Origin of the sequence: Methylobacterium sp. ME121 (assembly GCF_000974725.1) — a bacterium.
Lineage (GTDB): Bacteria > Pseudomonadota > Alphaproteobacteria > Rhizobiales > Beijerinckiaceae > Methylobacterium > Methylobacterium radiotolerans.
The window spans coordinates 1-13,297 of record NZ_BBUX01000032.1 but is presented as its reverse complement, the minus strand read 5'-3'; the positions used below and the strand labels follow the sequence as shown (position 1 = coordinate 13,297).

Genomic DNA, 13,297 nt, shown 5'->3' with positions numbered 1-13,297 from the left:
TGCCGCCGGATCGGCGTGCGGTGCCGCACATCGTGTCCGGGCCCGCGCTCGCTATCCTGGTGTGCAGGCCCGCTTGCCCGAGCGCGGCCGCACGCCGCGGTCCGGGGCGCCCGGACACGCGCGTCGAGAGAGGGTCGCCGACCATGCCGAATCTCACCGTCAACGGCGTCACGCACGCGATCGACGCCGATCCCGACATGCCCCTGCTCTGGGTGCTGCGCGACCGGCTCGACGCCACCGGCACCAAGTACGGCTGCGGCATCGCGCAGTGCGGCGCCTGCACGGTCCACCTCGACGGCCAGCCGGTCCGTGCCTGCCAGACGCGCCTGGGCGATGTCGGCACCGCGCAGATCACCACCATCGAGGGCGTGTCGGGCCGGGTGGCCGAGGCCGTCCAGGCGGCCTGGCGCAAGCTCGACGTGGTCCAGTGCGGCTACTGCCAGTCCGGCCAGATCATGTCGGCGATCGGCCTGCTCTCGGGCAACGCCAAGCCGACCGACGCCGACATCGACGGCGCCATGGACGGCAACATCTGCCGCTGCGGCACGTATCAGCGCATCCGCGCGGCGATTCACGAAGCCGCGCGCAGCCTCGCCTGATCCGTCCCGGCGCCCACCTTCCCGCCCTCCCCCGCGGTCCCGACCGGAGCCTCGCCGCCATGCTGAACGCCCGTCGACCGAGCCCCCTGCCCGCCCGCCCCAGCCGCCGCGGCCTGCTGGCCGGCGCCGGCGCCCTCGTGGTCGCGTTCCGGCTCGACCCGAAACCCGCCCGCGCCGCGCCCGGCCCGAACCTCGCCGACGTGAAGGCGCAGCCCAACGCCTTCGTGCGGATCGGCGCCGACGACACCGTCACGGTGGTGATCAAGCACCTCGACATGGGCCAGGGGAACACGACCGGGCTCGCCACGATCCTGGCCGACGAGCTCGGCGCCGACTGGGCGAAGGTCCGCACGGAGTTCGCGCCCGCCGACGCGGCGCTCTACAACAACACCCTGATGGGCCCGATCCAGGGCACCGGCGGCTCGACCGCGGTGGCCAATTCGTGGTTCCAGCTGCGCAAGGCCGGCGCGGCCGCCCGCGAGATGCTGACGGCCGAGGCCGCCTTCCGCTGGAAGGTGCCGGTCGCCGAGATCACGGTCGCCGACCATCTCGTGCGCCACGCCCCGTCCGGCCGGCAGGCCCGGTTCGGGGAGCTCGCGGCCTCGGCGGCCTCCCTGCCGGTGCCGTCCGAGCCGCGTCTCAAGGACCCGAGCGAGTGGACGCTGATCGGCCAGAAGGTGCCGCGCCTCGATTCCGTCGCCAAGACGAACGGCACGGCGGTCTACTCCCTCGACATCCGCCGCCCGAACCAGGTCAAGGCCGTCGTGGCCCGGGCGCCGCGCTTCGGCGCCACCGTGAAGAGCTTCGACGCCGCGGCCGCCCGGAAGGTCGCGGGCGTCCTCGACGTGGTGCAGGTGCCGACCGGCGTGGCGGTGATCGCCCGCGACACGTGGTCGGCCATGAAGGGCCGCGAGGCGCTGACCGTCGCCTGGGACGACAGCACCGCCGAGACCCGCTCGTCCGACGCGATCCTCGCCGAGTACCGCGAGCGGGCCAAAAGTCCCGGCCTCACCGCGTCCGAGCGCGGCGACCCGCAGGCGGCCCTGAAGGGCGCCGCCAAGGTCGTCGAGGCCGAGTTCACCTTCCCCTACCTCGCGCACGCGGCGATGGAGCCGCTCAACGCCACGATCGAGCGGGCGGCCGACGGCGGCTACGACGTCTACGCGGGCTTCCAGTTCCAGACCGTCGAGCAGGCCACCATGGCGGCGATCCTCGGGGTGACGCCCGACCGGGTCCGGCTGCACAGCAACTGGGCCGGCGGCTCCTTCGGCCGCCGGGCGACGCCCACCGCCGACTACCTCGCGGAGGCCGCGACCGTCCTCAAGGCGTCGGGCGAGAAGGCCCCCGTGCACCTCGTCTGGACCCGCGAGGACGACATGGCCGGCGGCTATTACCGCCCGACCGTGCTGCACAGGGTCCGGGCCGGCATCGACGGCAAGGGCGCGGTGGTCGGCTGGGACCACGTCATGGTCGGCAAGTCGATCATGATCGGCTCGCCCTTCGAGGCGATGATCGTGAAGAACGGCGTCGACTCGACCACCGTGGAGGGCGCCTCCGACACCGCCTACGCGCTGCCGGCCTACCGCTTCGGTGTCCATAACGGCCGCGAGGGCGTGCCGGTCCTGTGGTGGCGCTCGGTCGGCCACACCCACACGGCCCACGTGATGGAGGTGATGATCGACGAGCTGGCCCACGCCGCCAACGTCGATCCGGTAGCCTACCGGCTGTCCCTCCTGACCCAGGCGCCGCGGCTCTCCGGCGTGCTCAAGCTCGCCGCCGAGAAGGCCGGCTGGAGCGCCAAGCCGCAGGAGCAGGGGCGCGGCCTCGGGGTGGCGGTCCACGAATCCTTCGGCTCCTACGTCGCCATGGTGGCCGACGTCACGGCGCGCGACGCCGCGATCCGCGTGAACCGGATCGTGGCGGCCGTGGATGTCGGCGTGCCGGTCAACCCGGACGTGATCCGCGCGCAGGTCGAGGGTGCGGTCGGCTTCGCCCTGTCGGCGGTGCTGCGGAACCGCATCACCCTCAAGGAGGGCCACGTGCAGGAGCACAATTTCGACGCCTACGAGCCGACCCGGATGAGCGAGATGCCGAAGGTGGAGGTGCACATCGTGCCGAGCCAGGTGGCGCCCACCGGGATCGGCGAGCCGGGCGTACCCGTGCTCGGGCCGTCGATCGCCAACGCGGTCTTCGCCGCGACCGGCCGGCGCGTGCGCTCGCTGCCCCTCGACCTCTCGGGCGTGAAGGGCGCGTGAGGAAACGCACGTTCCGATCGCGCGCATCGGCGTAGGACGGAGGAGCCTTCCCCCCAAGGCAAGAGACCCGACTGACGACGGCGCGGCGCGACACCGCGCCGTTTCTTTTTCGGGCGCCGCGACGCCATCTCCGGGGCATGCCCGCCTTCGACGACACCGCCGCGCGCCTGCGCGCCTGCCGCCTCTGCCGCGACAGCCCGCTCTACGGGCCGCCCCTGCCCCAGGAGCCCCGACCGATCGTCCAGGGTTCGGCCACGGCGCGCCTCTGTATCGCCAGCCAGGCGCCCGGCACCCGGGCCCACCGCACGGGACAGCCCTTCACCGACCCGTCCGGGGTGCGGCTGCGCGCCTGGCTCGGCCTCGACGAGGCGCGGTTCTACGATCCCGCCCGGGTGGCCATCGTGCCGATGGGGTCGTGCTTCCCCGGCCTCGACGCCAAGGGCGGCGACCGGCCGCCCCGCCGGGAATGCGCCGAGCGCTGGCGGGCGGAGCTCTTCTCCGGCCTGCCGGAGCTGGAGCTGATCCTGGTGATCGGCCAGTACGCGCAGGGCTGGCATCTCGGGCGGATGGAGGGCGGCCTCACCGGGACGGTGCGGCGCTGGCGGGAGATCCTGGCCGAGCCGCGCCGCCCCCGGGTCCTGCCCCTGCCCCACCCGTCCTGGCGCAACAACGGCTGGCTGAAGCGCGAGCCCTGGTTCGAGGCGGAGCTGCTGCCGGTGCTGCGCGCCGAGGTGGCGCGGGTGATGGCGGGGTGAGGGGCCGTGCCGGCATTGACGTCGCCGGCGTTCCGCGGGATCGCTGCCGCGACCCCCGAAGGACGTGCCGATGACCGAGATTGCCGACCCCCGCGACCGCCTGATCGTGGCCCTCGACCTGCCGAGCGTGCAGGCGGCCGAGGCGCTGATCGACCGGATCGGCGACGCCGCGACCTTCTACAAGATCGGCTACCAGCTCGGCTACGCGGGCGGCCTCGCCCTGGCCGAGCGGCTGGCGGCCCGCGGCCTCAAGGTCTTCCTCGACCTGAAGCTCCACGACATCGGCAACACCGTCGAGGAGGGCGTGCGCTCGGCCTCGGGCTCGGGCGCCACCTTCCTCACCGTCCACGCCTACCCGCAGACCATGCGGGCGGCGGTCCGCGGCCGGGGCGCGGGGCTCAGGATCCTCGCCGTGACGGTGCTCACCTCCTACGACGATGCCGACGCCGCGGAGGCCGGCTACGGCCTGCCGGTGGCGGAGCTCGTCGCCAAGCGCGCCGCCCAGGCCGCCGAGATCGGCATCGACGGCCTCGTCTGCTCGGCCGCCGAGGCGGGCTCGGTCCGTCGCATCGTCGGGCCGGACAGGCTGATCGTCACCCCGGGCATCCGCCCGGCGGGCGCCGAGGCCGGCGACCAGAAGCGGGTCATGACGCCGGGCGATGCCCGCAGGGCCGGGATCGACCACGTGGTGGTCGGCCGCCCGATCACCGGTGCCGCCGACCCCCGCGCGGTCACGCAGGCGATCGTGGCGGACCTCGCCTGACCCGGACAGGGATTGCCTTCGCGCGGGCCGGATCCACTTCGCTCCGCAGGGCAGGAGACGCAGCATGACGAAGGGCTACTGGATCGCGCGGGTCGATGTCCGCGACGCGGAGGCCTACAAGGATTACGTGGCGGCCAACGGCGCGGCCTTCGCCAAGTTCGGCGGCCGCTTCCTCGTGCGCGGCGGCGCCCACGCGGCGGTGATGGGCCCGGCCCGGTCCCGCAACGTGGTGATCGAGTTCCCGAGCTACGCCGACGCCCTCGCCTGCTGGAACTCCGACCTCTACCAAGCCGCCAAGGCCAAGCAGCGCGGCGGCGTCGAGGCCGAGATCCTGGTGATCGAGGGCTATGACGGCCCGCAGCCCAGCGCCTCCGAGCCGGCGCCGGAGGCGGGACCGGCCTCCGAGTAGCCCGCGGGGCAAGGGGCGGAACCCGAGAGGGGCGGCCCCGGCGCGCTACGACAGGGGCCTGCGCGGCGCGAGGCTCCGCAACAGGAACGCGGTCATCGCCGCCATGGGCGGCACCGGCTGAAGGGTGGAGCAGCCCACCAGCAGCGGGTGGGTGTAGCGGGCGATGGCGACGTGGATGCAGGCGGCCGCCTCGGCGGGATCGGCCGCCTCGAACTCGCCCCGCGCCACCCCGTCGCGGATGATCCGCTCGAACCCGGCGGTGATCCGGGCCACGTGGTGGCGGCAGACGTCCCAGCTCTCCGCCATCGCCGCCTCGATCATCTCGTGCAGGCGGGGAAACGTCTCGCAGCGCCGGGTGCAGTCGCGATGCAGGGCCTCGATCGCCGCCGCGAGGCGCGCGGCGGCGTCGAGGCCGGGCCGGTCGGCGATGCCGAGGATCACCGCCTCGCTCTCGCCGATCAGCCGCTCCAGCACCGCCTCGTTGATCGCCTTCTTCGACTCGAAGAAGCGGTAGACGTTGGCCGGGCTCATCTTCAGCGTCCGGGCGATGTCGGCCACGGTCGTCTTCTGGTAGCCGATCTCCCGGAAATACGCGTCCGCCGTCGCGAGGATGCGGCTCCGCGTGTCGGGCGCGCACTCCTCCGCGAGCGAGGGGATCGTAACTTCCAGGGACATGCGTCCTCACTAGGCCATGCGGAGGCGGAGCGTCAAAGACGCGAACCCAGATCGGGTTCCCCTGCGGCGGCTGCGCGCGCCCGGAACCGGCCCCGGCGACACCCATTGCCCAGGCACCCGGCCGCGACGGCGGCGCCAGCGAGAGATCCGCGATGAGCTTCACCGACACCCGTGCCCTGGTCACCGGGGCCGATTCCGGCATCGGGCAGGCGACCGCGGAGCTGCTCGCCCGCGCGGGCGCCGACGTCGCCATCACCTATCACAGCGACGCCGACGGCATCCGGGAGACCGCCGCGCGGGTCGAGGCCGCGGGCCGCCGGGCGCTGGTGCTCCAGCTCGATGTCGGCGACCCGGCGGCGGTCACGGCGGCCTTCGACCGCATCGGCAGCGAGTTCGGCACCCTCGACATCCTCGTGGCCAATGCCGGGCAGGCCATGAGCGGCATGCCGGTCGCCGAGATGGACGACGCGGTGCTGGAGCGGATCCTGCGGGTGAACCTCATGGGGCCGCTGTTCTGCGCCCGCCCCTTCATTCGGATGCGCCGGGCGCAGGGCGGGAACGGCAAGATCGTGTTCGTCTCCTCCGTGGCCCAGCACCTGCCGACGCCGGAGAGCGCCCCCTACGGCATGTCGAAGGCCGGGCTCGGCTCCCTCTGCCGGTCGCTGTCGCGGGAACTCGCGGAGGACCGGATCAACGTCAACAACGTCGCCCCGGGCCTGATCGAGACGCCGATGACCGCCGACCGGTTCGAGAAGCGGGAGGTTCTCGACCAGTCTCTGGAGCGGATCCCGTGGCACCGGGCCGGCCAGCCGGAGGAGATCGCCCGGGCGATCCTCTACCTCGCCTCGGACGACGCCGCCTACGTCACCGGCCACACCCTGGTGGTCGACGGTGGCCTGACGATGCAGTGGGGGGGCGCCTGAACGGGGCCGGAACGACGCGACGCGGCGCCGGGGTCACGCCCGGCGCCGCGTCGAAGGATCTGCGCTGTGTTGCGGGCCGGCGGCCGCTCTCTCAGGACCCGAACTGCGAGCCCAGGCGCTCGAGGTACTCGGCCAGATCGACGCCCCCGACACGCTTGCCGTAGTCGAAGCGCATGCCCTGACGGATGTCGACGCTGGCATCCCGCGTGGTCAGGGTGAAGGGACGGACGCAGACCCAGGCTCCGTCGCGGCGGTGCTCGAAGTAGCCGAGGATCTCGTGCTTGGCCATAACCTTTCCTCCGGAACCGTGTTCAGGAGCATAACGGTCGCGCCGGCCGCTGGTTCAGGCGTTGCGACTGTTTTTCGCGTGCGCGAGCGCACGGATCGAGTGTTCGTGAACCGGGAAGGCCGGCGGCACCCGGCGGAGAACTCGCCTGAGCTTGGCCATTACAGGGCGAATGTTCGGGCCCGGCGGGCAGGCGGGCGGCCGGCTCAGTGCCAGCGGTCGAGGATCTCGGCGGTCGTCATCGTCTCGACCTGGTGGCCGTAGCGCATCCGGTACATCAGCAGGAGGGCGTCGTGCGCCTCGTCGCAGGAACTGCAAAGGGCATCGGTGGCCAGCACGATCCGGTAGCCGAGATCGACCCCGCCGAGCACGGCGGCCAGCACGCAGACGTCGGTCTCGGCGCCCGTGACGATCAGGGTGTCGACGCCCCGCGCCTTCAGGCGCGCGTCGAGGCCGGTCTCCAGCCAGGGCGAGTAGACGGTCTTGTCGACGATCTCGGCGGGCGGAGCCAGCCGGGCCAAATCCGGGACGAGGTCGATCAGACCCGGGTCGAGGCGCTCCCGGGTCATGCCGGCCCAGCGCCGCGAGTAGGTCGCCCAGGTGCCGCGGCCCTCGCCCGGCCGGGCTGCCGGGATGAAGCGGGTGAAGACGGTCCGCTCCGGGTGCGCCGCCGCGAGGCGGCAGACCTGGGGCAGGACGCGGTTCATCCACGGCGTCTGCCAGTCGGTCGACTCGGCGAACATGCGCTGCATGTCGACGCAGAGATGGACGCAGCCACGTCCCAGGGCTCCGCCGGGGGATCCCGGCTCCGGCCGGGGGCTGTCCGTCGATGGGCGGCTTCCGGTGTCCATGGGCGCGCGATCAGGCCGGTTCGACGTGGCTCGGGAAGGGGTGAAGGTGCACGAGGGCGCCGTCCCCGCCCCGTCTCGGGGCGGGGACGGCGGGACCTCAGCGGTCGGCCTTGGCGCCGGACGTCGTCAGGGAGAGGTAGCGCTCGGTGGTCGGGCGGATCAGCTTGCGGACCGCCTCCGCCATGGCCTGCTCCTCCTTCAGCGACTGCTCGAACGCCGTCCGGTGGCCCTGCTGGCCGGCCGCGTCGCCGATGGTGAGCAGCGACTCGTAGGCGGCGATCTCGAAATTCTCGAAGGCGTGGTTGGCGTAGGTGTTCTTCAGGATCTCGTCCTGGGCCGGCGTGTGGCCCAGCGCCATCATGTTGCCGACGAAGCCGAGGAAGCCCTCCTTGAGGGTCGAGGGGCTGTCGCCCAGGCTCTGGAGCGCCTCCTCCAGCCGGTGGCGCTGCCCGTGCGTCTCCTCGATGTGGCGGCGCAGGGCCTGCTCCATCTCGGGGTAGCGTTCCAGGCGCTCGACCTGCCGCTCCATGATCTGCAGCGCCTGCATCTCCACAGCATGGGTGTTCTTCAGGGCCGTGACGTAGATCTCGCGGGCGTCCATGGTCATGGTGTTCACCTCTCAGTGGTTGCGAGCCCGGGGCTCTTTCAACCGGCAAACACGGGTGCCGCACGGCCAAGTTCCGGTCGGAAGGTCGCAGGCGCAGGGCCGCCCGGCCGCGCGGGCCTGGCCCGCCCCGTCACCGCACGGGGCGTGCGCCGGTCCCGAGCGGGACGGCACGGCGCCGGGACCCGGACGGGGCCGCGCGGGGTTCTGGTCCTGTGAGGCGCGCCCGGCATCCGGCCGGGGCGCGGTCTCGGACCTGGAGGATGGCGATGGACCAGGAGCGCGAACGCCCGAAGGAGCCGCCGCTCTCGGACGGCCCGAGCGCCCGCCCCCGCGACGAGACCATCGCCCAGACGGGGCCCGGCCTGCCGAACGATACCGGCCGGCCGGTGGAGGTCGACGAAGCCGAGGCGGCGCGCATCGAGCGGAAGATCCGCGAGCTCTAGCGGACGCCCCGCTCAGTGCAGGGCGCCGCTGCGCTCGGCGCGCTGGCGCTCCGCGAGCCGCTTGCCGGTCTCGAGGAGCAGCGTCTCGGCCAGCGCCACCAGGGCGGTGTCGCCGAGCGCCGAGACGGTGTTGTGCAGCGACAGGCAGAGGTCGGCGGTGCGGTTGAGCGCATCGTCGATCGTGACCCCGTCGCGCTCCGCGAAGGCCGCGCCGGCCGACTTGCTGTCCGAGATCTCGACGATCACGCCCCGTCCGGTGGTCGGCCGCCCGTCCTGGTCCAAGTAGAAGTGCCCGCGGGTGAACAGCCACCGCAGCCGCCCCTCCGGCGAGCGGACGCGGTACTCGGCCGTGTAGGAGCCGCCGGTCCGGACACAGTCCAGGATGACCTGCGATATATGGGGCTGATCGTCCGGATGGACGGCCTTCAGGAGTTCGGCGAGGCTGACCCCGGCCCGCGACCGGGCCGGGCTGATGTTGAACAGCAGGGCGCTCACCGGATCGGCCCGCGCCTCGTCCCGGCGGATGTCCCACATCCAGAAGCCGACGCCGCCGGAGGCCTCGAGCGCCGCGACGAGCGCCGCCTCGGATACGACGTCGTCCGCGTGGTCCATCCGAGACATCCCCGATCTCACCGCAGCCAGAGGCGATGCTGCACGACGCGTGTGATCCTGCCTAATTCGTTTTAGCGTAATATAAATGTTCGTAAAGATCTTGTATTCAAATATATGTGTTGTCTCTCCATGTCCGGTTGGCCGGCCCTAGGCTTCCGCCAGAGTTGAGCGGAGGGCTGGAAGAGAATTTTCTTCTGCTTCGCGCGGCGACGGGCCGTCCCTTCCACTGGCCGGCACCTGATCTGCGCCGGCACGAGCGGAACCGGCGCCGCCCCCGACCCGGAGCGGATCGGGCGCGCCCTGGACATCCGCGCGAAGGCCGAGGGCGGTTCGTCAGCACATCAAATGAGGGCGACCGGCGCGCGGGCCGACGCGATCAAGGACGGGTTGGTTCTGCCGACCTCCACGTCCGCTGCCTGATGGGCCCCACATCTTGTCGGGACGCGGACGTGGATGCAGAGACCCACGCGAGACGGCAGGCTCCGTCGATCCACAGAGCCTCCGCGCGGAACCATCCATCGCCGCGCCGCGAGAACGAATCCAGCTGCTCCGGCGGACTGTGCAGTAATGGCGCAAATTGCGCCATCCCGTGCAGCTATTTATGCCGGTTAACGATTGCCGAATTGGGTTGTATAGGCTTAGATAGTGTTCTTGGTAGCGGATTTACCGGCTCTCAGGCGTCGTGCGGCGCGCGTCGGCAAGGTACGGTCCCATGAGCTACATGTTCAAGGCCCCCTCCGGACCGGTCGCGGGGGCGATTGCACAGCAGATCACGTCACGGGGCTACGCGGTTCTCGAGGACTACGTGAGCCCGGAGGACCTGCGTGTCGCGCAGGCTTTCGTCGCGCGGGCGGTCGCCGCGAAGGGCGGCGAGTACGCGGGTTTCGCCGGGACGAAGGATCTCGGCGGCACGTTCCTGGCCGCCCTGCCGGACGACCCGGCCTTCAACGCCCTGTGCCGCGGCATCTACGAGAGCGCCGTGGGACGGCCCGCGCCGGATGTCGGCTTCTACCAGATCCTGCGCTGCCTAACGGGAGGGGGCGCCAGGACGCACTCGATGCGCTTCCACTTCGACTCCTACGTGCTCACGGCCCTCATCCCCATCACGATGCCGGACCACGGGTCCCCGGGGCGCCTGATCATCCACCCGAACACCCGCCCGCTGCGTCGGAGCTACCTCGTCAACCTCGTGGACAAGGTGCTGGTCGACAATCCGCTCGCGCAGACGCTCCTGACCCGCGCCTACGACCGCGGCAGCAACCGCGTGATCCGCCTGTCGCTGAAGCCGGGAAGCCTCTACTTCTTCTGGGGCTACCGCTCGCTGCACACGAACGAGCCCTGCGCGTCCGACGCGATCCGGGCCACCGCCCTGCTGCACTACGTCGATCCGCACGCGGACAGCCGGCTCAAGCAGGTGCTGCGGCGGCGCTAGTTTCTGCCCTTCCAGGGTACCAGCACGCGCTCCAGGGCCCGCATCCCGAGTTCGAACAGGCCGGCGAACAGGCCGATCACCAGGATGCCCATCAGCACCACGTCCGTGCGCAGGAAGTTGGAGGCGTTGAGGACGAGCTGCCCGAGCCCGGCCTGGGCCGCCACCATCTCGGCGGCCACCAGGGTGGTCCAGCCCACGCCCATGCCGATCCGCAGGCCGATCAGGATCTCCGGCAGCGCCGCCGGGAAGACCACGTGGCGCAGGACCTGCCAGCGGCTCGCCCCGAGGGCGCGCGCGGCGTTGATCTGGTCGAGCGAGGCGGAGCGCAACCCCCGCCCGCGCGGCGAGCGCCACCGGGGCGAAGCAGGCGAGGAAGATCAGCAGCACCTTCGACAGCTCGCCGATCCCGAACCAGATGATCATCAGCGGCAGGTAGGCGAGCGGCGGCAGCGGCCGGTAGAACTCGATCGGCGGGTCGAGGATGCCCCGGGCGATCCGGCTCGTGCCCATGGCGAGCCCGGCCGGGATGCCGAACAGGGCGGCGAGCGCGAAGGCGCCGAGGACGCGCAGGAGGCTGTCGCCGATGTGGAGCCCGAGCGGGGCGCCGTCGATCTCCCCGCGCCAGGCCTGCCCGAAGGCCGCCAGGACCGCCTCCGGCGGCGGCAGGAACAGCGGCTTCACCCAGCCGGCGCGGGTGGCGACCAGCCAGAGGCCGAGGGCCGACAGCACGGTGACGGTGCTGGCCGCCGGCACCAGGATCCCGCCGCGGCGGGATCCGAAGCGCGCCCGCGGGGCCGGCGCCGAGGCCGGGACCGTGTCCGGCGCGGCGCGGGACAGAGCGCTCATCGGACGGCCTCGGCCGCCGCGTCGGCGCCGCCGCGGATGCGCGCGAGCACGCGCTCGCGCACGGCGATGAAGGCGGGGTCCGACTTCACGGCCCGCGTGTCGCGGCCGGCGACCGCGGCCCGGGAGAAGGGCAGGTCCAGCGTCTCGACGATGCGGCCGGGCCGCGGGCTCATGATCACCAGCCGGGTGGCGAGGAACACCGCCTCCTCGACGTCGTGGGTGATGAAGAAGGCCATCTTGCCGGTCCGGTGCCAGATCTCGAGGATCAGCTCCTGGATCTGCTCGCGGGTGAAGGCGTCCAGCGCGCCGAGCGGCTCGTCCATCAGCAGGGCACGCGGGTCTCCGGCGAGCGCCCGGGCGAGGCCGACCCGCTGCTGCATGCCGCCCGAGAGCTCGTGGACCTTCCGGTCGGCGCAGTCGGGCAGGCCCACGAGGTCGAGCATCGCCAGGGCGATCCGCCGCCGCTCGGCCCGGGGCACGCCCCGCATCTTCGGCCCGAAGGCCACGTTCTCGGCCACGTCCAGCCAGGGCATCAGGGCGTGGCGCTGGAACACCACGCCCCGCTCGGCCCCCGGCCCCCGGACCGGCACCCCGTCGAGGAGGATGCGGCCCTCGCTGGGCGCCAGGAACCCCGCGATCGCCGAGAGCAGGGTGGTCTTGCCGCAGCCCGAGGCGCCGAGCGCCACCACGAACTCCCCGGGCGCGATGGTCAGGTCGATCCCCGACAGCGCGGCGACCGCGTCGGCGCCCTGCCCGTAGCGGACGCTCAGGTTGCGGATCTCGATCATGGGCCCTCCGGTCCGGCGACAGGCTATTTCCGGGCCGCCTCGACGAACTCCGTCGTGACGAACCGGGCGTAGTCGGGCGCCAGCGCCTGCACGCGCCCCTGCGCCTTCAGGAAGGCGGCGGTCTCGGTCAGGGCCTTGGCGGCGCCGCCCCCGAGCCAGGCCGGCGAGGCCTGCGCCTCCAGGGTCGGGAACCGGTAGGCCGCGAGGCTCGCCGGCACCTCCGCGGGGGCCGAGCCGGTGACCCGGGCCACCGCCGCCACCTCCGGCGCGTCGGCGCCCCAGGGCTTGGCGGCGTAGGCCGCGTCCTGGGCGGCGATCAGCCGGACGAGCGTCGCCAGGAAGTCGCGGTTCCGCGCCGCCCAGGCCCGGTCGACCACGAGTCCGTCGAAGGTCGCCTTGCCCCGGCGGGCGAGGTCGCCGGCCGAGACCACCACCGTGCCGGACTTCTTCACCCGGGCGAGCACCGGATCCCAGATGAAGGTTGCGTCGATGTCGCCGCGCTCCCAGGCGGCGGCGATCTCGGGCGGGCGCATGTTCAGGATCCGGACATCGGCCTGCGTCAGCCCGGCCTCCGCCAGGGCGGCGATCAGCTGGTAGTGGGCGGTCGACACGAACGGGACCGCGATCGTCTTGCCGCGCAGGTCGGCCACGCCCGTCACGCCGCTGCCGGCGCGGGCCACGAGCTGCTCGGCGTCGGCGATCTCGTCGAGGATCCAGAACAGCTGGATGTCGAGCCCCTGCGAGGCGGCCGCCGCGATCGGGCTCGACCCCGCCTCGCCGATCTGGACGCTGCCCGAGGCCATGGCGCGGATCACGTCGCCGCCGCCGCCGAACTTGCGCCAGTGGATCGTGTAACCGGTCGCCTTCTCGATCGCCCCGGAGGCCATCAGGGCGCGGAACGGCACCACCATGTCCTGGTGGGCGAAGGTGACCTCCCGGTCGGCCGCGCGGGCGGTGCCGGGGAGCGGCGCGCCGAGAACCAGGGTGGCCAGGGCGGCCAGCGCGACGGCGCGGCGGTGCGGACCGGCTGATGTCATGAGATGTCCCCTCTCC

Annotated in this window: 15 protein-coding genes and 1 pseudogene; 8 read left to right on the top strand and 8 right to left on the bottom strand. The window is 72.6% G+C overall.

Going from position 1 to position 13,297, the window contains the following annotated elements; all coding sequences use genetic code 11:
* Positions 1 to 143 precede the first annotated feature (143 nt).
* The 5 genes from ME121_RS19135 to ME121_RS19115 all read left to right on the top strand — a co-directional run bounded on the left by ME121_RS19135 (position 144) and on the right by ME121_RS19115 (position 4,781).
* Positions 144 to 599, top strand: coding sequence for a (2Fe-2S)-binding protein (locus tag ME121_RS19135; protein WP_053622452.1), 456 nt, complete (start codon positions 144 to 146; stop codon positions 597 to 599).
* A gap of 59 nt (positions 600 to 658) precedes the next feature.
* Entirely contained in the window at positions 659 to 2,854 is a 2,196-nt protein-coding gene (locus ME121_RS19130) for a xanthine dehydrogenase family protein molybdopterin-binding subunit (RefSeq protein WP_053622451.1), read from the top strand.
* 137 nt (positions 2,855 to 2,991) lie between these two features.
* Positions 2,992 to 3,609 (top strand): uracil-DNA glycosylase family protein, encoded by a 618-nt coding sequence (locus tag ME121_RS19125; protein WP_012318734.1) that lies wholly within the window; start codon positions 2,992 to 2,994, stop codon positions 3,607 to 3,609.
* Positions 3,610 to 3,679: 70 nt separating this feature from the next.
* Positions 3,680 to 4,372, top strand: coding sequence for an orotidine-5'-phosphate decarboxylase (gene pyrF, locus ME121_RS19120; protein WP_029361122.1), 693 nt, complete (start codon positions 3,680 to 3,682; stop codon positions 4,370 to 4,372).
* Positions 4,373 to 4,436: 64 nt separating this feature from the next.
* On the top strand, positions 4,437 to 4,781 hold the full coding sequence (locus ME121_RS19115) for a DUF1330 domain-containing protein (protein WP_029361121.1): 345 nt from the start codon (positions 4,437 to 4,439) through the stop codon (positions 4,779 to 4,781).
* A gap of 45 nt (positions 4,782 to 4,826) precedes the next feature.
* Here ME121_RS19115 and ME121_RS19110 read toward each other — a convergent pair whose 3' ends face one another.
* Complete coding sequence (locus tag ME121_RS19110) at positions 4,827 to 5,456, bottom strand: TetR/AcrR family transcriptional regulator (RefSeq protein WP_012318737.1); 630 nt, start codon at positions 5,454 to 5,456, stop codon at positions 4,827 to 4,829.
* 152 nt (positions 5,457 to 5,608) lie between these two features.
* On the opposite strand from ME121_RS19110, the gene ME121_RS19105 reads away from it, so the two are divergent.
* Positions 5,609 to 6,379 (top strand): SDR family NAD(P)-dependent oxidoreductase, encoded by a 771-nt coding sequence (locus tag ME121_RS19105; RefSeq protein ID WP_024830379.1) that lies wholly within the window; start codon positions 5,609 to 5,611, stop codon positions 6,377 to 6,379.
* 91 nt (positions 6,380 to 6,470) lie between these two features.
* Here the strand turns inward: ME121_RS19105 and ME121_RS19100 are convergent, their stop codons facing one another.
* From ME121_RS19100 to ME121_RS19090, 3 genes are all read right to left on the bottom strand, one after another.
* Complete coding sequence (locus ME121_RS19100; protein WP_012318739.1) at positions 6,471 to 6,668, bottom strand: hypothetical protein; 198 nt, start codon at positions 6,666 to 6,668, stop codon at positions 6,471 to 6,473.
* A gap of 203 nt (positions 6,669 to 6,871) precedes the next feature.
* Complete coding sequence (locus ME121_RS19095; RefSeq protein ID WP_081437756.1) at positions 6,872 to 7,516, bottom strand: cysteine hydrolase family protein; 645 nt, start codon at positions 7,514 to 7,516, stop codon at positions 6,872 to 6,874.
* Between the two features lie 97 nt (positions 7,517 to 7,613).
* Positions 7,614 to 8,123 carry a ferritin-like domain-containing protein gene (locus tag ME121_RS19090; protein WP_012318741.1) on the bottom strand — a complete coding sequence of 170 codons (510 nt, stop codon included), beginning with the start codon at positions 8,121 to 8,123 and terminating at the stop codon, positions 7,614 to 7,616.
* A gap of 266 nt (positions 8,124 to 8,389) precedes the next feature.
* Between ME121_RS19090 and ME121_RS19085 the strand changes: the two genes are divergently transcribed.
* Positions 8,390 to 8,566, top strand: coding sequence for a hypothetical protein (locus ME121_RS19085; protein ID WP_012318742.1), 177 nt, complete (start codon positions 8,390 to 8,392; stop codon positions 8,564 to 8,566).
* Positions 8,567 to 8,578: 12 nt separating this feature from the next.
* On the opposite strand, the gene ME121_RS19080 is transcribed toward ME121_RS19085, so the two are convergent.
* The gene (locus ME121_RS19080; protein ID WP_029361120.1) at positions 8,579 to 9,178 is read right to left on the bottom strand and encodes a PAS domain-containing protein; all 600 of its coding nucleotides are present in this window, start codon (positions 9,176 to 9,178) and stop codon (positions 8,579 to 8,581) included.
* A 712-nt stretch (positions 9,179 to 9,890) separates the two neighbouring features.
* Between ME121_RS19080 and ME121_RS19075 the strand changes: the two genes are divergently transcribed.
* The gene (locus ME121_RS19075) at positions 9,891 to 10,610 is read left to right on the top strand and encodes a phytanoyl-CoA dioxygenase family protein (RefSeq protein ID WP_012318744.1); all 720 of its coding nucleotides are present in this window, start codon (positions 9,891 to 9,893) and stop codon (positions 10,608 to 10,610) included.
* On the opposite strand, the pseudogene ME121_RS19070 reads toward ME121_RS19075, so the two are convergent.
* From ME121_RS19070 to tauA, 3 genes and pseudogenes are all read right to left on the bottom strand, one after another.
* Positions 10,607 to 11,456: pseudogene (locus ME121_RS19070) on the bottom strand (ABC transporter permease subunit). The gene ME121_RS19075 and the pseudogene ME121_RS19070 sit on opposite strands and share 4 nt — an antisense overlap.
* On the bottom strand, positions 11,453 to 12,244 hold the full coding sequence (locus ME121_RS19065) for a taurine ABC transporter ATP-binding protein (protein WP_012318746.1): 792 nt from the start codon (positions 12,242 to 12,244) through the stop codon (positions 11,453 to 11,455). The pseudogene ME121_RS19070 and the gene ME121_RS19065 overlap by 4 nt, the downstream one beginning before the upstream one ends.
* A 23-nt stretch (positions 12,245 to 12,267) precedes the next feature.
* Positions 12,268 to 13,281, bottom strand: a complete 1,014-nt coding sequence (gene tauA, locus ME121_RS19060) for a taurine ABC transporter substrate-binding protein (RefSeq protein ID WP_012318747.1) — start codon at positions 13,279 to 13,281, stop codon at positions 12,268 to 12,270.
* Positions 13,282 to 13,297: the final 16 nt, after the last annotated feature.

Bases quoted from the DNA above. Each gene is read 5' to 3' on its own strand.
- ME121_RS19115 (WP_029361121.1), top strand. From the start codon at position 4,437: ATGACGAAGGGCTACTGGATCGCGCGGGTCGATGTCCGCGACGCGGAG.
- ME121_RS19085 (WP_012318742.1), top strand. From the start codon at position 8,390: ATGGACCAGGAGCGCGAACGCCCGAAGGAGCCGCCGCTCTCGGACGGC.
- ME121_RS19080 (WP_029361120.1), bottom strand. From the start codon at position 9,178: ATGGACCACGCGGACGACGTCGTATCCGAGGCGGCGCTCGTCGCGGCG.
- ME121_RS19100 (WP_012318739.1), bottom strand. From the start codon at position 6,668: ATGGCCAAGCACGAGATCCTCGGCTACTTCGAGCACCGCCGCGACGGA.
- ME121_RS19095 (WP_081437756.1), bottom strand. From the start codon at position 7,516: ATGGACACCGGAAGCCGCCCATCGACGGACAGCCCCCGGCCGGAGCCG.
- ME121_RS19065 (WP_012318746.1), bottom strand. From the start codon at position 12,244: ATGATCGAGATCCGCAACCTGAGCGTCCGCTACGGGCAGGGCGCCGAC.
- ME121_RS19105 (WP_024830379.1), top strand. From the start codon at position 5,609: ATGAGCTTCACCGACACCCGTGCCCTGGTCACCGGGGCCGATTCCGGC.
- ME121_RS19130 (WP_053622451.1), top strand. From the start codon at position 659: ATGCTGAACGCCCGTCGACCGAGCCCCCTGCCCGCCCGCCCCAGCCGC.
- ME121_RS19125 (WP_012318734.1), top strand. From the start codon at position 2,992: ATGCCCGCCTTCGACGACACCGCCGCGCGCCTGCGCGCCTGCCGCCTC.
- pyrF (WP_029361122.1), top strand. From the start codon at position 3,680: ATGACCGAGATTGCCGACCCCCGCGACCGCCTGATCGTGGCCCTCGAC.
- ME121_RS19110 (WP_012318737.1), bottom strand. From the start codon at position 5,456: ATGTCCCTGGAAGTTACGATCCCCTCGCTCGCGGAGGAGTGCGCGCCC.
- tauA (WP_012318747.1), bottom strand. From the start codon at position 13,281: ATGACATCAGCCGGTCCGCACCGCCGCGCCGTCGCGCTGGCCGCCCTG.
- ME121_RS19075 (WP_012318744.1), top strand. From the start codon at position 9,891: ATGAGCTACATGTTCAAGGCCCCCTCCGGACCGGTCGCGGGGGCGATT.
- ME121_RS19090 (WP_012318741.1), bottom strand. From the start codon at position 8,123: ATGACCATGGACGCCCGCGAGATCTACGTCACGGCCCTGAAGAACACC.
- ME121_RS19135 (WP_053622452.1), top strand. From the start codon at position 144: ATGCCGAATCTCACCGTCAACGGCGTCACGCACGCGATCGACGCCGAT.